The sequence below is a fragment of the Massilia haematophila genome (assembly GCF_042647645.1).
Lineage (GTDB): Bacteria > Pseudomonadota > Gammaproteobacteria > Burkholderiales > Burkholderiaceae_D > Telluria > Telluria haematophila.
Window position 1 is genome coordinate 3,082,338 of record NZ_JBHRVV010000001.1, and the last position, 19,594, is coordinate 3,101,931.

The 19,594-nt window shown below is 62.6% G+C and carries 21 protein-coding genes and 1 tRNA gene; 8 read left to right on the plus strand and 14 right to left on the minus strand.

Features of this window, described 5'->3' with window-relative positions:
- Window positions 1-45 precede the first annotated feature (45 nt).
- The 6 genes from ACFOPH_RS13725 to ACFOPH_RS13750 form a co-directional block, all read right to left on the minus strand.
- Window positions 46-768 carry an ABC transporter ATP-binding protein gene (locus tag ACFOPH_RS13725; protein ID WP_379735820.1) on the minus strand — a complete coding sequence of 241 codons (723 nt, stop codon included), beginning with the start codon at window positions 766-768 and terminating at the stop codon, window positions 46-48.
- Window positions 768-1,535, minus strand: a complete 768-nt coding sequence (locus tag ACFOPH_RS13730) for an ABC transporter ATP-binding protein (protein WP_312548054.1) — start codon at window positions 1,533-1,535, stop codon at window positions 768-770. Before ACFOPH_RS13730 ends, ACFOPH_RS13725 begins: the two co-directional genes overlap by 1 nt.
- A complete protein-coding gene (locus tag ACFOPH_RS13735) occupies window positions 1,532-2,743 on the minus strand; it encodes an ABC transporter permease subunit (RefSeq protein WP_312548055.1) in 1,212 nt (403 codons plus the stop codon). The genes ACFOPH_RS13730 and ACFOPH_RS13735 overlap by 4 nt, the downstream gene beginning before the upstream one ends.
- Before the next feature lie 9 nt (window positions 2,744-2,752).
- A complete protein-coding gene (locus ACFOPH_RS13740; protein ID WP_312548057.1) occupies window positions 2,753-3,688 on the minus strand; it encodes a branched-chain amino acid ABC transporter permease in 936 nt (311 codons plus the stop codon).
- Window positions 3,689-3,958: 270 nt separating this feature from the next.
- On the minus strand, window positions 3,959-4,906 hold the full coding sequence (gene ispH, locus ACFOPH_RS13745) for a 4-hydroxy-3-methylbut-2-enyl diphosphate reductase (RefSeq protein WP_312548058.1): 948 nt from the start codon (window positions 4,904-4,906) through the stop codon (window positions 3,959-3,961).
- Between the two features lie 10 nt (window positions 4,907-4,916).
- Window positions 4,917-5,372 (minus strand): FKBP-type peptidyl-prolyl cis-trans isomerase, encoded by a 456-nt coding sequence (locus ACFOPH_RS13750; RefSeq protein WP_379735823.1) that lies wholly within the window; start codon window positions 5,370-5,372, stop codon window positions 4,917-4,919.
- Window positions 5,373-5,399: 27 nt separating this feature from the next.
- On the opposite strand from ACFOPH_RS13750, the gene ACFOPH_RS13755 reads away from it, so the two are divergent.
- From ACFOPH_RS13755 to rpmG, 4 genes are all read left to right on the plus strand, one after another.
- A complete protein-coding gene (locus ACFOPH_RS13755) occupies window positions 5,400-6,143 on the plus strand; it encodes an RDD family protein (RefSeq protein ID WP_379735825.1) in 744 nt (247 codons plus the stop codon).
- 132 nt (window positions 6,144-6,275) lie between these two features.
- On the plus strand, window positions 6,276-6,947 hold the full coding sequence (radC, locus tag ACFOPH_RS13760) for a RadC family protein (RefSeq protein ID WP_379735827.1): 672 nt from the start codon (window positions 6,276-6,278) through the stop codon (window positions 6,945-6,947).
- Window positions 6,948-7,119: 172 nt separating this feature from the next.
- A complete protein-coding gene (gene rpmB, locus ACFOPH_RS13765; RefSeq protein WP_312548065.1) occupies window positions 7,120-7,356 on the plus strand; it encodes a 50S ribosomal protein L28 in 237 nt (78 codons plus the stop codon).
- A 13-nt stretch (window positions 7,357-7,369) separates the two neighbouring features.
- A complete protein-coding gene (gene rpmG / locus ACFOPH_RS13770) occupies window positions 7,370-7,537 on the plus strand; it encodes a 50S ribosomal protein L33 (RefSeq protein ID WP_005665735.1) in 168 nt (55 codons plus the stop codon).
- A 161-nt stretch (window positions 7,538-7,698) separates the two neighbouring features.
- Here rpmG and pepA read toward each other — a convergent pair whose 3' ends face one another.
- The 6 genes from pepA to ACFOPH_RS13800 all read right to left on the minus strand — a co-directional run bounded on the left by pepA (window position 7,699) and on the right by ACFOPH_RS13800 (window position 13,900).
- On the minus strand, window positions 7,699-8,562 hold the full coding sequence (gene pepA / locus ACFOPH_RS13775) for a flocculation-associated PEP-CTERM protein PepA (protein WP_379735830.1): 864 nt from the start codon (window positions 8,560-8,562) through the stop codon (window positions 7,699-7,701).
- 252 nt (window positions 8,563-8,814) lie between these two features.
- The gene (locus ACFOPH_RS13780; protein WP_449288637.1) at window positions 8,815-9,984 is read right to left on the minus strand and encodes a DesA family fatty acid desaturase; all 1,170 of its coding nucleotides are present in this window, start codon (window positions 9,982-9,984) and stop codon (window positions 8,815-8,817) included.
- A 224-nt stretch (window positions 9,985-10,208) separates the two neighbouring features.
- Window positions 10,209-11,477 (minus strand): mechanosensitive ion channel family protein, encoded by a 1,269-nt coding sequence (locus ACFOPH_RS13785; RefSeq protein ID WP_312548096.1) that lies wholly within the window; start codon window positions 11,475-11,477, stop codon window positions 10,209-10,211.
- 17 nt (window positions 11,478-11,494) lie between these two features.
- Window positions 11,495-12,793, minus strand: coding sequence for an RsmB/NOP family class I SAM-dependent RNA methyltransferase (locus tag ACFOPH_RS13790; protein WP_312548069.1), 1,299 nt, complete (start codon window positions 12,791-12,793; stop codon window positions 11,495-11,497).
- A 29-nt stretch (window positions 12,794-12,822) separates the two neighbouring features.
- The gene (gene purN / locus ACFOPH_RS13795; protein ID WP_312548070.1) at window positions 12,823-13,434 is read right to left on the minus strand and encodes a phosphoribosylglycinamide formyltransferase; all 612 of its coding nucleotides are present in this window, start codon (window positions 13,432-13,434) and stop codon (window positions 12,823-12,825) included.
- A 67-nt stretch (window positions 13,435-13,501) separates the two neighbouring features.
- Window positions 13,502-13,900, minus strand: coding sequence for a barstar family protein (locus tag ACFOPH_RS13800; RefSeq protein WP_312548072.1), 399 nt, complete (start codon window positions 13,898-13,900; stop codon window positions 13,502-13,504).
- A 387-nt stretch (window positions 13,901-14,287) separates the two neighbouring features.
- Between ACFOPH_RS13800 and ACFOPH_RS13805 the strand changes: the two genes are divergently transcribed.
- The 4 genes from ACFOPH_RS13805 to ACFOPH_RS13820 all read left to right on the plus strand — a co-directional run bounded on the left by ACFOPH_RS13805 (window position 14,288) and on the right by ACFOPH_RS13820 (window position 17,869).
- The gene (locus ACFOPH_RS13805) at window positions 14,288-14,797 is read left to right on the plus strand and encodes a glycine zipper 2TM domain-containing protein (protein WP_379735835.1); all 510 of its coding nucleotides are present in this window, start codon (window positions 14,288-14,290) and stop codon (window positions 14,795-14,797) included.
- Window positions 14,798-15,093: 296 nt separating this feature from the next.
- Window positions 15,094-15,888, plus strand: a complete 795-nt coding sequence (locus ACFOPH_RS13810; protein ID WP_312548074.1) for a spermine/spermidine synthase domain-containing protein — start codon at window positions 15,094-15,096, stop codon at window positions 15,886-15,888.
- A gap of 24 nt (window positions 15,889-15,912) precedes the next feature.
- A complete protein-coding gene (locus ACFOPH_RS13815; RefSeq protein WP_379735837.1) occupies window positions 15,913-17,739 on the plus strand; it encodes a GspE/PulE family protein in 1,827 nt (608 codons plus the stop codon).
- Between the two features lie 54 nt (window positions 17,740-17,793).
- Window positions 17,794-17,869 (plus strand) — tRNA-Lys (locus ACFOPH_RS13820).
- A 115-nt stretch (window positions 17,870-17,984) separates the two neighbouring features.
- Here the strand turns inward: ACFOPH_RS13820 and ACFOPH_RS13825 are convergent.
- On the minus strand, window positions 17,985-19,199 hold the full coding sequence (locus tag ACFOPH_RS13825) for a phospholipase effector Tle1 domain-containing protein (RefSeq protein WP_379735839.1): 1,215 nt from the start codon (window positions 19,197-19,199) through the stop codon (window positions 17,985-17,987).
- The gene (locus ACFOPH_RS13830; protein ID WP_379735841.1) at window positions 19,178-19,564 is read right to left on the minus strand and encodes a hypothetical protein; all 387 of its coding nucleotides are present in this window, start codon (window positions 19,562-19,564) and stop codon (window positions 19,178-19,180) included. Before ACFOPH_RS13830 ends, ACFOPH_RS13825 begins: the two co-directional genes overlap by 22 nt.
- Window positions 19,565-19,594: the final 30 nt, after the last annotated feature.

Here is a 19,594-nt window from a genome sequence, read left to right on the forward strand (position 1 = left end):
CGCCAACACAACGCAGGCTTCCAGCGTGGGCACGGGGCGCCCACCCTACTCTCCCAAATACGCCGCCTGCACGCGCGGATCGTGCAGCATATCGCCGGCCGGGCCGCTCATCGTGATCAAGCCCGATTCCATCACATAGCCGCGGTGCGCAGCCTGCAGCGCCAGCTTGGCATTCTGCTCGACTAGCAGCATGGTAATGCCCTGCTTCGACACGTCGCGGATCACCTCGAAGATCTTCTCGACCATGAGCGGCGCCAGGCCCATCGACGGCTCGTCGAGCAGCAGCAGGGTCGGATGGCACATCAGGGCGCGCGCCATGGCCAGCATCTGCTGCTCGCCGCCCGACAGGGTGCCGGCCAGCTGGCTCGACCTTTCCTTCAGGCGCGGGAACACCCCGTACCACTTCTCGATGTCAACCTCGATGCCCGCCTTGTCGTTGCGCGTAAACGCGCCCATCAGCAGGTTCTCGTGGATCGACATGCGGGTGAACACCCCGCGTCCTTCCGGCACCATGGCCAGCTTGCGCTGCACCAACTGGAAGGACTGGCGTCCTTTCAACGGCTCGCCGAGATAGGCAATCGTGCCCTCGACCTTTGCGGTCGGCAGCGTGCCGGTAATCGCTTTCAGGGTGGTGGTCTTGCCGGCGCCGTTGGCGCCGATCAGGGTGACCAGCTCGCCCCGGTTCACTTCCAGGTCGACGCCCTTGACCGCCTTGATGCCGCCGTAGGCGACCTGCAGGCCCTCGATCTTCAGGATGTTGTCGCTCATCAGTGAGCACCTCCCAGGTAGGCCGCGATCACCGCCGGATCCTTCTGGATCTCGGCCGGCGGTCCTTCGGCGATGCGCTTGCCGTATTCGAGCACGGTGATGCGGTCGCACAGGCCCATCATCAGTTTCACGTCGTGCTCGATCAGGAGCACGGTCTTGCCTTGCGATTTGATCTTCACCAGCAGTTCGCGCAGCGCCAGCTTCTCGGTAGCGTTCATGCCTGCCGCCGGCTCGTCCAGCGCCAGCAGCTGCGGCTCGGTGGCCAGCGCGCGGGCGATTTCCAGGCGCCGCTGGTCGCCGTAGGACAGGTATTTCGCGGTGCGGTGGGCGAACTTGCCGATGCCGACGAAGTCGAGCAGCTCCTCGGCCTTGGCGCGGATCGCCGCCTCTTCCTCGCGCGCCGCCTTGTGGCGGAAGATGGCGCCGAACACGCCCTGCCTGGTGCGCACGTGGCGCCCGACCATCACGTTCTCCAGCGCGCTCATCTCGCCGAACAGGCGGATGTTCTGGAAGGTGCGCGCAATGCCCGCCTTGGCCACCGCGTGCGGCGCCGAGGGCGAATACGGCTTGCCGGCCAGCTCGAAGGTGCCGCTGTCCGGCTGGTACAGCCCGGTGATCACGTTGAAGAAGGTGGTCTTGCCGGCGCCGTTCGGGCCGATCAGGCCGACGATCTGGCCGCGCTCGATGCGGATGGCGACGTCGGTCAGCGCCTGCAGGCCGCCGAAGCGCTTGTTCACGCCCGAGATGTTCAACAGGATGTCGCTCATGCCTTGGCCTCCTCTTCATCCTCGCGCGCCAGGGCCGCGTTCGGGCGCTCCTCCTTGTTCGGCGACGGCCACAGGCCTGCCGGACGCACCAGCATGATGCCGACCAGCGCCAGGCCGTAGAGCAGCTGGCGCAGCACCTCGGCCTCGACGATTTTCTCGCCGAACAGCGCGACCTGGGCCGGCTCGACCACGTGGCGCAGGATTTCCGGCAAGGCCGCCAGCAGAACGCCGCCCAGCACCACGCCCGGGATGTGGCCGATCCCGCCCAGCACCACCATCGCCAGCACGGCGATCGATTCGGTCAGCGCGAACGATTCCGGCGAGACGAAGCCCTGGAAGGCCGCGAACATGGCGCCGGCCACGCCGCCGAAGGAGGCGCCCATCGAGAACGCCAGCAGCTTGACGTTGCGGGTATTGATGCCCATCGCCTTGGCGGCGATCTCGTCCTCGCGGATCGCGACCCAGGCGCGGCCCAGGCGCGAATGCTGCAGGCGGCTGGTCATAAAAATGGTGGCGATGCACAGGCCCAGGAACAGGAAGTAGTAAGCGTTCACTGACGGGATCCCGTAGCCGCCGATGTAGACCGTCGACTGCGACCCGGCCTCGCCCGCCAGCGAGACGCCGAAGAAGCGGATCGGGTCGATCATGTTGATGCCCTGCGGCCCGTTGGTGATGTTGATCGGCTCGATCAGGTTGTTCATGAAGATGCGGATGATCTCGCCGAAGCCGAGCGTCACGATGGCGAGGTAGTCGCCGCGCAATTTGAGGGTCGGCGCGCCCAGCAGCGCGCCGAACAGGGCCGCGACGAGGGCCGCGAGCGGCACGATCGCCCATACCGACAGGTGGATGCCTTCCTGCTGGATTTCCGGGCCGAGCACGGCCACCAACCACTCGCCCAGCGCCGGATAGTTGTAGACCACCGACTCGAGCAGGGCCGCGAACTGGGGCGAGGCGAACAGGCCGGTGAGATAGGCGCCGACCGCGAAAAAGGCGATGTAGCCGAGGTCGAGCAGGCCGGCGAAGCCGACCACGATGTTCAGGCCCAGCGCCAGCATGATGTAGAGCAGCGCCAGGTCGATGATGCGGACCCAGGAGTTGCCGTACTGCGAGGCGAAGAAGGGAAAGGCGAGCATCACGGCCAGCAGCAGGAGCATGTTGATGCGGGCCTGGCGTGGGTGGTGCTGGAGGTCGAAAGTCAGCAGGGACATGTCGGCTCCTTACGCACGGTCGGCGACGCGTTCGCCCATGATGCCGGACGGGCGCACCGTCAGCACCAGGATCAGCACCACGAAGGCGAAGATGTCCTGGTAATGGCTGCCGAGGAAGCCGCCGGTGAGTTCGCCGATATAACCGGCGCCGAGCGCTTCGATGATACCCAGCAGCAGGCCGCCGATCATGGCGCCGTAGATATTGCCGATCCCGCCCAGCACCGCGGCGCAGAACGCTTTCAGGCCCGGCAGCACGCCCATGGTGAAGGTGACCGAAGCGTAGTTGGCGCCCCACATCACGCCGGCCACGGCCGCCAGGGCGGCGCCGATGGCGAAGGTGGCGACGATGACGCGGTTCGAGTCGACGCCCATCAGGCCGGCCACGCGCGGGTTCTCGGCGACGGCACGCATTGCCCGGCCCATCCTGGTGCGTTCAACCAGAAGCACCAGGGCAACCATGGCGAGCGCGGCCAGCGACAGCAGCAGCACCTGGGTCTGCGAAATCATCGCCCCGCCGATCATGATCGGCTCGGACGACAGCAGTTGCGGGAAAGGCAGCGGGCTGCGGCCCCAGAACGGCATCGCCATCACGATGGTCTGCAGCAGGATCGAGACGCCGATCGCGGTGATCAGGGGCGCCAGGCGCGGCGCGTTGCGCAGGCGGCGGTAGGCGACGCGCTCGATCAGCACGTTGACCAGCATGGCGACGGGTATCGCACCGAGGATGGCAAGGGCCAGCTGCAGGTAGCCCGGCAGGCCGGGAAAGTGGGCGTCGAGCAGTTGCAGGATCGACAGGCCGACCATGGCGCCGATCATCAGGACATCGCCGTGGGCGAAGTTAATGAGATTGAGCACCCCGTAGACCATCGTGTACCCGAGCGCGACCAGTGCATACATACTGCCTAGCACCAGCCCGTTAAGTATCTGCTGGACAAAAGTCTCCATCGTTTCCGCTGCCTCTTTCTTTCGATAACAAAAACGGCACTTCGAGGTCCCCGAAGTGCCGCTGCGTGGCTGACGCCATGTCAAGCCAGATGGACTGCCTTCGGCATGCCATGTAGCCTTCATTCACCGCGACCGCAGACCGTCTCCCTTCACGGAAGAACAGTTGCCAAGACAAAAATTCCGAGCGTCGCCATCATAGCGAGCTTTTTGCGAAACGAACAACGGAAAAATTGTTGCGGCGCGCCTTTGTTATCGAAAGAACAGCAGGGTTTACGCGACGTCGGCGCGCACGCCGTCCAGGCCTTTCGGCAGCGGGAAGGTCACGTTCTCTTCCACGCCCTCGAGCGCGCGCACGCTGGCCGCGCCGAGCGACTTCAGGCGGTCGATCACGGCCTGCACCAGCACCTCGGGCGCCGAGGCGCCGGCGGTGACGCCGATGCGCTTCTTGCCGGCGATCCAGACCGGGTCGATCTTGCTGGCGTCGTCGATCATGTAGGCCGGCGTGCCCATCTTTTCGGCCACTTCGCGCAGGCGGTTCGAGTTCGAGCTGTTCGGGCTGCCGACCACGACCACGACTTCCACCTGCGGCGCCATGAACTTCACGGCTTCCTGGCGGTTGGTGGTGGCGTAGCAGATATCGCCCTTCTTCGGTTCGATGATGTTCGGGAAGCGCTTCTTCAGGGCGGCGATGATGTCCAGCGTGTCGTCCACCGACAGCGTGGTCTGCGAGACGTAGGCCAGCAGCTCGGGATTGGCGACCTGCAGCGTCTCGACGTCCTCGACGGTCTCGACCAGGTGCATGCCCTCTTCCGCCTGTCCCATCGTGCCTTCGACTTCCGGGTGACCCTGGTGGCCGATCATGATGATCTCGGCGCCCTGCTTGCGCATCTTCGACACTTCCACGTGGACCTTGGTGACCAGCGGGCAGGTGGCGTCGAAGATCTTCAGGCCGCGCGCCTCGGCTTCGGCGCGCACGGCCTTCGAGACGCCGTGGGCCGAGAACACCAGCGTGTTGCCGGCCGGGACGTCGTCGAGTTCCTCGATGAAGATCGCGCCTTTGTTGCGCAGGTCGGCCACGACGTAGGCGTTGTGGACGATCTCGTGGCGCACGTAGATCGGCGCGCCGAACTGGTTCAATGCGCGCTCGACGATTTCGATGGCACGGTCGACGCCGGCGCAGAAGCCGCGCGGCTGGGCAAGCAGAATCTCGTTTTCCATAGTGTTCCCTTTACAGGACCGAAATCAGTTTCACTTCGAATTGCAGGGCCTGGCCGGCCAGCGGATGGTTGAAATCGAACAGCGCGCTGTCCTCGCGCATTTCCAGCAGCACGCCGGCGAAGCGGCCGCCCTTCGGCGCGTTGAACTCGATCAGCTCACCGACCTTGTAGTCGGCATCCGGCACCGAATTTTCTTCCAGCGTCGCCTTCGACACCGGCTGGATCAGTTCCGGGTTGCGGTCGCCGAAGGCTTCCTGCGCGCTCAGCGCGAAGGTTTCGTGGGCGCCTTCCGGCAGGCCGATCAGGCGCTGCTCGAGGAAAGGCGCCAGCTGGCCCTGGCCCAGCAGCAACGTGGCCGGCGTCCCGGTGAAAGTGGTGATCAGGTCGGCACCGCCGGCAATGGCGAGCCGGTAATGCAGGGTCAGGTAGGACGATTCGTTGACGACGGCGGGAGAGGCGTTGGACATGTTCGTTTCGAGTAGCAAGCAAGCCTGTTGCAGGCAAACCGCTATTGTAAGCCACCACCGCCCTTCCCGCCGCCGGCCGCCGCTTTTTTCGGCAGCGGCGAGGTTGCCAGAAATCGTTTCGGGCCCGTCTGTCGTGTCGGCGCATCGGCATGGCGGTCGTTCGGCCCGGTGAGAAACCGCTGGGCGAACCAGGCGCCCGCGACGATCGTGCGGCACGGCACCCATCTTGTCTTGCGTCGCGCCGCACCAGGTGCTACCGTTGCCGCGCGGCCGTCCGGCCGCCTTTCCTGGAGCGGTGCGGTGGACGACGACACGCAATACGAATATGTGAGATTCTGGGCGCGCGTCGGCGCTGCGCTGATCGATACGCTGCTGATGTTCTTCCTGACGCTGCCGCTGCTCCTCATGCTGTACGGCCCGGGATACTGGGACAGCGACAGCCTGTTCCTGGGGCCGGCCGACATCCTGATTTCCTACGTACTGCCGGCCATCGCCGTGATCGCGTTCTGGGTGGCGCGCGGCGCAACGCCGGGCAAGATGGCGATCTCGGCCCAGGTCGTCGATGCCCGCACCGGCAACAAGCCCGCACTCGGGCAGTCGGTCGGCCGTTATCTCGGCTACTACGTCTCGACGATTCCGCTCGGCCTGGGCTTGCTGTGGGTCGCGATCGATCCGAAAAAGCAGGGTTGGCACGACAAGCTGGCGGGCACTGTCGTGATCCGCCGCAAGCGGGCGCCCGCGCCGCCAGTGCGTTTCGAACGACAGTCCTGATCGCTCCAGGCCTTGGCGCCGCAGCCTGCGCACATGCGCGCTAGATCAGAACCGGCTTTCCTTGTCTGCCCATAATGCGTGGCGGCGATGCGGCCGCGGCCGCATGCCCTTCCCTCTACGACAAGGAGCAACATGGGTATCAACGACTGGCCGGAACAGGACCGGCCGCGCGAACGGCTGGCGCGCGAAGGCGCGGCGGCCCTCTCGAACGCCGAGCTGCTGGCCATCTTCCTGCGCGTGGGCGTGCGCGGGCGCAACGCGGTCGAACTCGGCGGCCACATGCTCGATCACTTCGGCTCGCTCCAGCGCCTGCTGCATGCCACGCCCCAGGAGTTTTCGGAAGTGCATGGCCTGGGCATGGCCAAGTATGCGCAACTGCAGGCCGTCATGGAACTGTCGCGGCGCGCCGTGTCGGAGCAATTCTTCCGCCAGGCGCTGTGCTCGCCCGACGTCGTCAAAAACTATTTGCGCGCCAAGTTCGGCCTGCAGGCCTACGAGTCCTTCGTGGTGCTGTTCGTCGACGTCAAGAACCGCCTGATCGATGCGCAGGAAATGTTTCGTGGCACCCTCACGCACACCAGCGTCTATCCGCGCGAAGTGGTGAAGGCGGCGCTGCGGCGCAATGCCTCGGGCGTGATGCTGGCCCATAACCACCCGTCCGGCGAGTGCGCGCCGAGCGAGGCGGACCTGGGCCTGACCCGCGCCCTGACCCAGGCGCTGGCCCTGGTCGACGTACGCGTGCTCGACCATTTCGTGGTGGCCGGCACACAGGTACATTCCTTTGCCGAACACGGCCAGTTATGACGAAGCCTGCAGTTAACTGCGTGAAAACAAGGCGCTAGCGTCGTTTTTACGATTGTTAAATTTATGCAGCAATCTAAGACACAATTGTTTTTCGCAAGTGATTGATTCCGCGATGGTTTTCACGCTATACTCTCGTTTTTCCGATTTTGGAAGTTTATCTAAGGAGTGCACTATGGCACGTGTCTGCCAAGTTACTGGCAAGGGACCGATGGTTGGCAACAACGTCTCCCACGCTAACAACAAGACGAAGCGTCGTTTCCTGCCTAACCTGCAGAACCGTCGCATTTTCGTGGAATCCGAAAACCGCTGGGTCTCCCTGCGTTTGTCCAACGCCGGCCTGCGCGTCATCGACAAGCTGGGCATCGACGCCGTTCTGGCCGACATGCGCGCTCGTGGCGAAAAAGTTTAATTAGGGAGCTATCATGGCAAAAACTGGCCGCGACAAAATCAAGCTGGAATCGACCGCAGGTACGGGTCACTTCTACACCACCACCAAGAACAAGCGCACCATGCCGGCGAAGATGGAAATCACCAAATTCGACCCGAAGGCACGCAAGCACGTGATCTACAAGGAAACCAAGATCAAGTAATTCGATCTGGTGCAGTAGACAGAAAAGCCGCCCACGCAAGTGTGCGGCTTTTTTATTTGTGCGATGCGCGCGGCCCTGCCGCCCACCCCGCCCTTTGGGCGGGACGAAAAAAAAGAGCGGGCAGTGCCCGCTCTTCTTCATTGTCGCCGGTCGCGCTGCGATCAGGCCTTGTTGGCGCGCTTGCGGGCAACCATGCCGGCGCCCAGCATCGCGATGCCGAACAGGGCCAGCGAGCCCGGCTCCGGCACTTCGGCCAGCTTGAACTGGCCGTTGTTCGACACGAAGAAGTACTGGCCTGGCTTGTTCTTGTAGGGGCTCTTGCCTGCACAGCCCGGACCCTTGAAGCCCGCGAATTCGCATGCGACTTCATCCACCAGACGCGAGGTCGGCGAACCGACGGTGTTGGCGTTGGTGAAGGCGAACGACAGGATGGCTTCCTTCGACAGGTCCTTGCCATTTTCACGGAAGAAGTAGCCTTCCGCCAAGCTGCCTACGCTGGCCGAGGCCAGCACGCTGACCTGGCCATTCTTCACCGGGCTCCCGCTTGCATCGACCAGGCCGCCGCCGCCGGCCAGCACGTCGAAGCTGGCGATCAGGTTGCCCAGGTTGGCGCCGTACACGCCCGCGGTGGTGCCGTACTGGCCGTTGGTCGGGTTCTGGTACATGCGGATGGTGCCGCCGGTGAACTTGAAGGCGCCGCTGAAGTTACCGGTGCCCTGGGCTTCGAAGACGGCCGAAATGTTGCCGCCCGCGTAGTTCAGCGGGAACAGCGCGCCATTACCGTCGGCCTGCGTGATGTTGAAGACAGCGTGCTCGACGAAGGAGAAGGAATTCTTGCCGGTCGGGGTCAGCTGGATGAAGGCATTGCCGTTCACGTCCAGGTATTCATTAACCGATTGGCCGCTTTCGAAACCGCCACCGTTCGGGTTGAACACCCAGTCGTTCAGCACGACGCCGCCAGCGTGCGCAGCATTGAACGAGAGGGCCAGGGCGGCAGCGCAAGTCAGCTTCTTCAGAAGTTTCATAGTGTGCTCTTTAACAGTAAGGTTTGGAGTGTTCAGACCTAGCTAAATAAGCAATACTTGTGCCAGATAAATCTTTACTATTGGAATCAATTACTTACTGGAACAGAAGATGAATTAAAAACAATGACTGTAAGAAATTTCGACAGAATAAACGCCTTGGTCGTGCGGGCCGGCTTGCCCCTGGAACGATACGGCGGAAGAACAAACAACAACGGCTCCCGCAGGAGCCGTTGAGATGGGCAACGAGGCCTTTTACGCGTAGCTACGCAGGCGCAGCGAGAACTCCTGCAGCGACTTGATGCCCGACGCTTCGGCACGGGCGCACCAGTCCTGCAACTGTTGCAGCAGCTGGTCACGGGTCGAGTGCGAACGTTCCCAGATCGCGCCCAGTTCCACGCGCATCTGGTGCATGGTCTCCAGCGCCTTGCTGTGCTTGAACAGCTCGATCAGCTGCTCCTTTTGCGACAGTTCCAGCTTGCCCGGCTCGCGCTGCAGCAGCTTGCGCGAGCTCTTCAGGAAGCGCGCTTCCAGCTCGGCCTTGTGCTTCAGGTGCTCGAATTCCTCGTGGAAAGCGGCCTTGACCGACTTGGCGTATTTCGCCATCACGTCGTAGCGGTTGGTGATCACCGACTGCAGGGTTTCCAGGTCGGCGACGGCCTTGTCCTTGGCCAGCTTCGGCTTCGGGGCAACCTTTTTCACTTTCGCCAGGCCCAGCATTTCCAGGGTGCGGATATACGCCCAGCCGAGGTCGAATTCGTACCACTTGCTCGACAGCTTGGCCGAGGTGGCGTAGGTGTGGTGGTTGTTGTGCAGCTCTTCGCCGCCGATCAGGATGCCCCACGGGAAGATGTTGGTCGCCGCATCGTTGCAGTCGTAGTTGCGGTAACCCCACCAGTGGCCCAGGCCATTGATGATGCCGGCCGCAGTAATCGGGATCCACATCATCTGGACCGCCCAGATGCTGACGCCGATGACGCCGAACAGCACGAAGTTAATCACCAGCAGCGCCGACACGCCGGCCGCGCTGTAACGGGTGTAGACATTGCGCTCGATCCAGTCGTCCGGGGTGCCGTGGCCATACTTTTCCAGCGTTTCCTTGTTCTTGCTCTCGGCGCGATACAGTTCGGCGCCTTCCAGCAGCACTTTCTTGATGCCGCGGGTCTGCGGGCTGTGCGGATCTTCCTCGGTGTCGCACTTGGCGTGGTGCTTGCGGTGGATGGCCGCCCATTCCTTGGTCACCTGGCCCGTCGTCAGCCACAGCCAGAAACGGAAGAAGTGGCTGGGGATCGCATGCAGTTCCAGTGCGCGGTGGGCCTGGTGGCGGTGCAGGTAGATGGTGACAGCTGCGATGGTGATGTGGGTCACCACCAGCGTGTACACCACGGCCTCCCAGGCGCTCAGGCCGACAAGGCCGGTGGACATGAATTCCAGCGCGGAATGCAGGATGTTGCTAAAGGTCATTAGTGCTCCAAAGTGATTGCTTGTCTGTGTGGCGCCGTTTTTCTGTGGAAACGGTCGCGGTAGCGGCACGAACGCGCCGCCGATCAACCCCGCATTCTACGCACTTTCCGATGACGCACGGCACGAACAGCGCAGATAAATCCACCCTGATTCGAAATGTGCGACACCGGGATGCGAAATATGCATCAAACGGGGGAAGCTTGTGGCGGAAGGCCCAGTCGGATGGCGCCGGAATGCACCAGCGCATAGATATTCTTGTTCACGGCCGAGATCACGCCGCCGCTGCCCTTTTCCGGATCGATGATCGAAAAGCCCAGCTCCAGCTCGTAGCCGTGCGGACCGAAGGCGTTCAATTGCACCGAAGGCGCCGGCTCCGCGATCACGCGCTCGACCGCGTCGGCCTGGCGCGCCAGCAGGGCCATGACTTCGTTCAGGTCGCTGTCGTAGGCGACCGTGACCTTCGTGTTCAGGCGCACCGCCTTGTTGGTTGTCGCCTGGTTCAGGACCACGCCGGTGATCAGCATTTCGTTCGGCAGCAGGGTCTGGGTGCCGTCAAGCGCCTGCAGCACCGTGGTGCGCGTGTTGATGCGCGCCACCCGGCCCGAATACTTGTCCACCGTGATCGGGTCGCCGATCGACAAACTGCGTTCCAGCAGGATCAGGAAGCCGGACACGTAGTTGCTGGCGATACGCTGCATGCCGAGACCCAGGCCGACGCCGAGCGCGCCGCCGAACACCGACAGCACGGTCAGGTCGAGGCCGACCAGCCCCAGGCTGACCAGCACCGACACCAGGATCAGGATCGCGCGCCCCAGCCGCGCCAGCACCACGCGCACCGAGGTGTGCATGCCCTCCAGGCGCATCAGGCGCTCTTCCAGCGCGGCGCCGGCCCACAGGGCCAGCATCATCAGGACGACGACGGAGACGATGGCTTGCAGGATCGCCAGCAGCGACGCCCGCTTCGCGCCAAGCGGCACCTGATGCGTGTCGAGGAAGGCGATGATGTCGGGCCATTGCCCGGTCAGGTAGAGAGCAACCCCAACCCACACCACCAGTGCCAGTACCTTCTCGAAGGTCTGCAGGGCCGTGCCGAGCTGGCCATGGCGGGCGAAGACCCGCCGCAGCAGATAGAACACCATGCGGATCCAGGCCATCGACGCGAACAGCGGCAAGGCCACGCGCAGCAGGTGCACGTTCTGGTGCCGGCCCAGGATCACCATGGCCAGCCAGACGCCGGCCGTGATCAACAGCGGCCCCAGCACCCGGCCGAAGCCCTCGACGCCGATGCGGCGGATCGCCCCGGCGTTCGTGTCCTCGTGCAGCCAGCTGCGCCGGATGATGCGCGCGAGCAGCATGCCGACGGCGACCGCGATCGCGATCGCCAGCGCCTGCCACAGAATGCGAGGATTGCTGATGTCCTCGAGCAGGTCCTGCAGCAGGTCGGTCAGCGGCATGTTGCGCACGTCTTGCCTTACTCCGCGTCAGCCTCGGCGGCCTTCGGCGCCTTGGCGCTCACTGCCTTGCGCTCCAGCACGGCGGCGAAGAAGCCGTCGGTCTGGTGCTTGTGCGGCAGCAGCTTGAGGTACTTGTCCATCTCGAGGTCGATCTTCTGCTCGGCCAGGACCTTGCTCATCGGCACCAGTTCGAAGTCCGGATGCGATGCCAGGAACTGCTCGACGATGAAGTCGTTCTCTTCGTTCAGCAGCGAGCAGGTGGCGTACACCAGGCGGCCGCCGCCCTTCAGCAGGCGCGCGGCGCCGTCCAGGATCGAGGCCTGCTTTTCCTGCATCTCGGCCACGGCGCCTTCCGGCTGGCGCCATTTCACGTCCGGATTGCGGCGCAGCGTACCCAGGCCCGAGCATGGCGCGTCGACCAGCACGCGGTCGATCTTGCCGGCCAGGCGCTTGATCTTGGCATCGCGCTCGTGCGCGATCAGGACCGGATGCACGTTCGACAGGCCACTGCGGGCCAGGCGCGGCTTCAGCTTCGACAGGCGCTTTTCCGAGACGTCGAAGGCGTACAGGCGGCCAGTGTTGCGCATGGTCGCGCCCAGCGCCAGGGTCTTGCCGCCGGCGCCGGCGCAGAAGTCGACGACCATCTCGCCGCGGCGCGCAGCCAGGATCTGGGCCAGCACCTGGCTGCCCTCGTCCTGCACCTCGATCGCGCCTTCCTTGAACAGCGGCAGGCCCTGCAGGTTCGGCTTCTTCTTGACGCGCAGGCCGAGCGGCGAGTACGGCGTCGGCTCGGCGATGATCGGCGCTTCGGCCAGCTTGGCGATCACCTCGTCGCGGTTGGCCTTGATGGCGTTCACGCGCAGGTCCAGCGGCGCCGGCGTGTTCAGCACGGCGGCCAGCTCCTGGGCTTCCTGCTCGCCGTACTGGCCGACCAGCTTGTCGTACAGCCACTGCGGCAGGTTGGCGCGCGCCAGCGGCGGCAGCAGGCTGCGGTCGATTTCCTTGATGCGGGTGAGGAAGGCGGTTTCGTCTTCCGTCAAGCCGCCGAGGGCATCGATGCCGACGGTTTCCGACAGGCCCAGCAGGGCCAGGCGGCGCATCGACGGGGTGCCGCCGGTGCCGCCGAACTCGGTGAAGAAGGTTTTATTGCGCAGGACGGCGTAGACCGCTTCGGCGATCACGCCGCGTTCGCGCGGACCGAGGCGCTGGTGATCCTTGAAGTAGCGCGACAGGGTAACGTCGGCCGGGGCCGTAAAGCGCAAGATCTCGCGCAGCACTTCTTCGGTGCTGCCGAGAATTGCTGGTGGCAATCTCATGAAATTCCTTGATTAGATACTGTAGTGAATCAGGCGAACTGCGCGATGCGCACGTCGCCTTGTTCGATGCTCAGCCTGTCCTCGACGAACAGGCGCACCGCGTAGGGGTAGAGTTTGTGTTCCTCGGCCAGCACGCGCGCGGCCAGGGTGTCCTCGGTGTCGCCGGGCAGCACCGGAACGCGCGCCTGGGCGACCATCGGGCCGTGGTCCAGCTCGGCGGTAACGAAGTGCACCGTCGCGCCGTGTTCGGGCACGCCTGCCTCCAGGGCCTTCTTGTGCGTGTCCAGGCCCGGAAAGGCCGGCAGCAGCGAAGGGTGGATGTTCAGCATGCGCCCCGCATAATGCGCGACGAAAGGCGCCGTCAGGATGCGCATGAATCCTGCCAGCACGACCAGGTCGGGCGCGAAACGGTCGATCTCGCGCTGCAGGGCGGCGTCGAAACTGGCGCGGTCCGGGTATTCCTTGCTCACGACGACAGCAGTCGGGATCCCGTGCGCCTCGGCGAAGGCCAGCCCTTTCGCGTCAGGCTTGTTGCTGATCACTGCCGCCACGCGCGCCGGCCAGCCCTCGCGCTGGGCTGCACGCACGACCGCTTCCATGTTGCTGCCGCGGCCGGAAATGAGGATCACGATGTTTTTCATAGCGCGCATTGTACCGTATGGCCAACGCCAAACTGTGGTATGGCAACGCCAGGAGCGGGTCTTGCTTTTATTCGAAGGAATAGAATACGCGGAAAGGCACGCGCTTGTCGGCCCAGAATTCGGCCGCGTCGCGGAACACGTCGAGCAGGGTCTCGCGCGCTTCCTTATCGAATTTCTGCGTGTTCGGCAATTGTTCCAGCACGACGAGGAAGCCGGGCTGGGGACCGGCCTGGGACACCGTCTCGGTCAGGCAATTGCGCAGGGCGTCGAAGTTCTTGCTGCAGGGTTTGGTGAAGTGGAAGTTTTCGCCGATGCGGGCGCACACCTGTTGCTTGGTCAGCGTGTTGGCGCAGTGCGCGTACAGGAAATGGTGGCCCATGCGCGCCGCTTCTTCCTGCAGTTCCGGCACCCGATAGGCCCGAATCGACTGCACAAGATTGGACGGCACTCTCATCAACAAACTCATTTTTCCCTCAAGTCGACCTGGTGGTGTGGTTCGAATCGCCAGTGCCCGCTCACCATGCGCGCCCGGGCGGCAACGTTGCTCTCCTAAATCGTTTCCACGCGCCAATAAACCCTAATTTGTGTAAGGGTAACGTTTTGTAGTTACCGAAGCAACCCGAATGTGACCTGAATAGTCCAATTTCGAAAAAAATTGCCGCTTTTTCACCCTAATCCGCCCTTTTTTGCGCGTTTTGCCATTCTGGACGGACCGCGCCAGTCTGCCCTCCGCTGTTACATTTTGTTGCCACGTAGATCGATTCTGCGGCCTCAACAGGATTAACATACAAGCGTGGATGAAAACAAATCCCGCCCCGCCAACAGCACCGAACGAACGAGGTTCACGATGAACATGACTAGCAAAGTACTGATTTCCGCCCTGGGGCTGTGCGCCTTGCCGCTCGCCCAGGCTGCCGAATTCGAAGACTTCGGACGCGTGGTGCGCGTACAGCCGCGCGTCGAACAGATCCGCCAGCCGCGCCAGGAATGCCGCACCGAATACGTGCAGGTGCCGGTACAGCAGCAGCGCGGCAGCGGCGGCTCGGTGGTCGGCGGCATCGCCGGCGCCCTGCTGGGCAGCCAGGTCGGCAGCGGTAACGGCAAGGTGGCCGCCGCCGCCGCCGGCGCCATCGCCGGCGCCATGGTCGGCGACCGCGTCGAAAACAACGGCCGCAACTACAATCCGGGCGTCCAGGAGCAGGCCGTGCGCCAGTGCCGCACCATCGACTCCTACGAGTCGCGCACCACCGGCTACGACGTGACCTACGAATACCGCGGCCAGACCGAAACCGCCTTCATGAGCCGCGACCCCGGCAACCGCATCCGCCTGCGCGTCTCCGCCCAGCCGGACGAGCAGTATTAATCAATCAAGACTTAAAGAGTCGAGATGTATCGGGACCTCGAGAAACCGTAGCGAGCGGAAGGAGTTTTGGCCGAGCCGCCAAGGCGATGATGCTCGCTGTACGAGCAGTACAGTGAGCATCGCAGGGCTAGGCGCCCCCGCCAAAATCCGACGCGCAGCAGGTTTATCGAGGTCCCCACCACAGTTGTTATCGGCTCGGAGAACGCCCCCTCCTTCTCCGCGCCGACCTCATTCCCATTACGCTTGCGCAGCGGGAACCCCTCCCCCGATAATAGGACGATTCAACAGGTCGCCCTATGCTCATCAAACGTAAATCCATCGAACAAGCCGAATCCTCGCGCCGTCCCGCGCGCAAACCAAAGTTCGCGCCGGTGACGCTGTCCGAACAGGACGGCGTGCGCTATCTCCACTTCGGCACCGAATGGGTGCAAGGCGCCATGCGCATCCGCAAGCCCGACTGGCCCGAGCTGGAATACGCCCAGCAGATGATGGCCTGGATGCTGTTCATCGCGTCGCCGCGCCGCATCGCCCAGCTTGGCCTGGGCGCGGCCACGCTCACCAAGTACTGCTACCGCCAGTTCCCCGAAGCGCAGGTCAGCGCCGTCGAACTGAATCCCTCGGTCATCGCCATTTGTAATTCGATGTTCAAGCTGCCGCCCGAGGACGAGCGCCTGAACGTGCTCGAGATGGACGCAATGGACTTCGTGGAAGACCCGGACAACCACGGCGCCTTCGACGTGCTGCAATGCGACCTGTACGACGCCACCGCCAAGGGCCCGGTGCTCGACACGCCCGAGTTCTACAGCGCCTGCAACGCCTGCCTGGCGCCGCACGGGATCATGACGGTCAACCTGTTCGGCGACCACCCGAGCTTCAACAAGAACATCAAGGCGATGAAGTTCGCCTTCGACTACGTGATCTGCCTGCCCGAAGTCCACGACGGTAACGTCGTCGCGCTGTGCTTCAAGACCAGGCCCCAGCTCGACAACGCGGCCCTGGCCGAACGCGCGGCCCAGATCGTGGCCGCCACCAAGCTGCCCGCGAAGTCCTGGGTCAAGGGGATCGCGGCGGGCATCGAAGCCGCGCGCTGACCAGCGCTTACTGACGAGGGAATCATGACCGCCAACGCACCGCAGACGACTTCCCTCCCCCGCACGCCCCAGCGTCCGCGGCGCCTGGACCTGCAGGCGATCTTCTCCTGGCTGCTGGCCGACGGCATCGTCGAGAAGGACAAGGTCAAGCTCCATTTCGCGCAAGCCCAGGGCATCCTGAAGAACGCGGCCGGCTCCATGCATCCGCTCACGGCGGTCGCGCAATGCAAGCTGCTGTCGAACCAGCCGCCGCACCGCCTGCTCACGCTCGACGTGCTGAGCGAGCGGTGCGCGGCCAAGGTCGGCCTGCCCTTCATCCGCATCGATCCCTTGAAGATCGACTTCACCCGGGTGGCCGACGTGATGTCGGCCAGCTACGCGGCGCGCTTCAACATCCTGCCGGTCGACATCAGCGCGACCACGCTGACGGTGGCCACCGCCGATCCGTTCGCGACCGAGTGGGAAGCCGAGATCGCCAAGGTGTCGCGGCGCCGGGTCGAGCTGGTGCTGGCCAATCCGCTCGACATCGCCCAGTACATCTCGCAGTTCTTCAGCCTGGCCAAGTCGATCCGCGACGCCAGCAAGACCAACGCCCAGGACCTCGCGCTGCGCAACAACTTCGAGCAGCTGGTCGAGCTGGGCAAGGCAAATAAACAGTTCGACGCCAACGACCAGCACATCGTCAACATCGTCGACTGGCTGTGGGGCTACGCCTTCGAGCAGCGCGCATCGGACATCCACCTGGAACCCAAGCGCGAATTCGCCGTAATCCGTTTCCGCATCGACGGCGTGCTGCACCAGGTCTACCAGGTGCCGGCGGCGGTGATGCTGGCCATGACCGCGCGCATCAAGTTGTTGGGGCGGATGGACGTGATCGAGAAGCGCCGCCCGCAGGACGGCCGCATCAAGACCCGCACCAACACCGGCCAGGAAGTCGAACTGCGCCTGTCGACCATGCCGACCGCCTTCGGCGAAAAGCTGGTGATGCGCATCTTCGACCCGGAAGTGGTGGTCAAGACCCTGCCCGAACTGGGCTTCCCACCGGAGGACGCGCGGCGCTGGGACGCGCTCACCAGCCGCCCGCACGGCATCATCCTGGTCACCGGCCCCACCGGCTCGGGCAAGACCACCACGCTGTACACGACCCTGAAAGCGCTGGCGACCAACGAGGTCAACGTCTGCACGGTGGAAGACCCGATCGAGATGGTCGAGGCCTCGTTCAACCAGATGCAGGTCCAGCCCGGCATCGACCTCTCCTTTGCCGACGGCGTGCGCGCCCTGATGCGCCAGGATCCGGACATCATCATGGTCGGCGAGATCCGCGACCTGGCGACGGCCGAAATGGCGATCCAGGCCGCGCTGACCGGCCACCTGGTGCTGTCGACCCTGCACACCAACGACGCGCCGTCGGCCATCATGCGCCTGCTCGAACTGGGCGTGCCCGACTACCTGCTGGAAGCGACACTGATCGGCGTGATGGCGCAACGCCTGGTGCGCACCCTGTGCCCGGACTGCAAAACCCCGGACGGCGAGCTGAGCGACGACGTCTGGCAAAACATCGCCGGCGCCTGGAACCTTCCCAAGCCGGCGACGGCCTATCGTCCGATCGGCTGTCCGGAATGCCGCCAGACCGGCTACCGCGGGCGCACTGGGCTGTACGAATTGCTGACCGTGTCGGAAGCCTTTACGCAACTGATCGGCGCCTCGGCCGATTTGCAGGCGCTGCGCCAGCAAAGCGTGGCGGACGGCATGAAGCCGCTGCGCATCGCCGGCGCGATGAAGATCGCGGAAGGCGTGACCACGGCGGAAGAAGTGCTGAAGGTGACCTCGGCCTTGTCGTCTGCAAGTTGATGCACGTTACCTCTAGCGCAAACGGAAATCGCCGGCTATAATGCTGCCTCTTTCGGGTCGTTAGCTCAGCTGGTAGAGCAGCGGACTTTTAATCCGTTGGTCGCAGGTTCGAATCCCGCACGGCCTACCACGAATTTAGTAGTAGCAATGAAGGCGTTACGAGTGATCGTGACGCCTTTTTTGTTTTTTAAGATATCGAACCGGATATGGATATTTAGTATGCATCCGGCATGGCGCCCCTTCCTTCACTCGAAAAAATCGGCAATTTTTTCGATCTCGCGTCTAGTCCACCGAATACCGTTTTCATAGATCTCTTCCGCATCCCTTCCCAATGCGTGAGCTTTCTTGCCGGCTGTAGAGGCAACTTGCTTACCAGACGCAGCAACCGCGCCATATGCATTACTTGTCTTGGCAACAGCCTTGCTAGCACTATCCTTTACCGCTTTAGCCGCCTCGCTCGCGCTACGCTGAGCCGCATCTGCAGCACGCCCGACCATAGCAGCGGTGCCATCAACGACCGTTGTTACTCTTTCCTTCCCTGCCTGGGCTACTGACCTCACCATATTATTAGCGGCCCCAACCTTGTTCTGAATCCAGTTTCCACCCTCAGCCCAAATACTGATAGTTGACTCGTCCAGTCCACGTGGACGAAAATAGGTAAAAGGCTCAATATTTCCCATAAAGTCAACCTTGGAATCATGCACATAGTGCGAAAAAAAATCCATCGTACTTTGTGTCGAATTCGCGTCCCAAGCGTCAAGCTGCCAATCCTTAATCTCCAGATATTGCGCAAACCCTCTGGCAGTACTTTCCTCAAGCCGCAGCCACTGGCCCGCCTTTACTAGTGACCGATAGAGGCTTACCTCAAAGGCCATCCCCTTAGATCCGAAGATGTATTTGAGCTTATTCGCATCCCTTCTACGCTCGCCAACGCTCCTTATTCCTTTTCGATGCATGGTGCCATGAGCACTGTAATAGAGCCGCAAATGTCCCTTTACTTGCTCTTCAATCGTCGCACCAGTGCCAGCGCATGCCGCCATGTAAGAGCGAAAAGCTTTTTCGGTTTCAGGGCGGCACTCGAAGCGATCTTTAAAAAGTGGATAAGCTCGCTTCTTGATCTCGTCGTAACTTAATATTCTTGCGCCATGTAGTATCGCGTCCTTCATCATGTCACGCATTGGTATCCGTGCGTAATTATTATCCACCCCCTGCTCATGTGGTTCATACCCGCCTCCAACATCCGAATGCACGCCCGGATACACTTTCTCAAGCCAGTTACCAACAAGCTTGCCATCCTTTTGAATCAAGTCAACGGGAAAGGAAAACCTCAATTCGTGCGCTGCAATAAAGTGCGCGCATCTCTCGACCAATCTTGAAACGATGAGTTCCCGCTCAGTAAAGGGGGTGCGTGCATTTTGCGCCGGAACGCCAAACGAAGCTACGGTATCGAACACGCCCATGAAATTAATACGAGCTGGAGCCCCCTGATATACCAAGGAATCATTACTTGAATCACATTTTTTATGAACAGGTTTGAAAACGCTCGTGCGAGCGCTGCTCCACGTGAAAAGCCGAAAATGGAAAGATTAATGACTTTAACGAGTCTATGTCTTGCCAAGACGGTATTCAAGTCGTTGAAACTCTTCTGCTTATTCTCATCAGCATACTTTGCAACATGACCGCCAAGCAATGAAGCATTAGCGATTAACGCTGCACGCAGCTGTTCGTTCACCATATCGCCGGCGTAAGCCATACGTCGACTCCCTCCCGCACCAGAGCCAGCCCCAGGGAAACCATCCTCAATCCATGCCGATGCTGCAGCCATCCGGTCCGAAGCCCTGCCGTTGAATTTTGT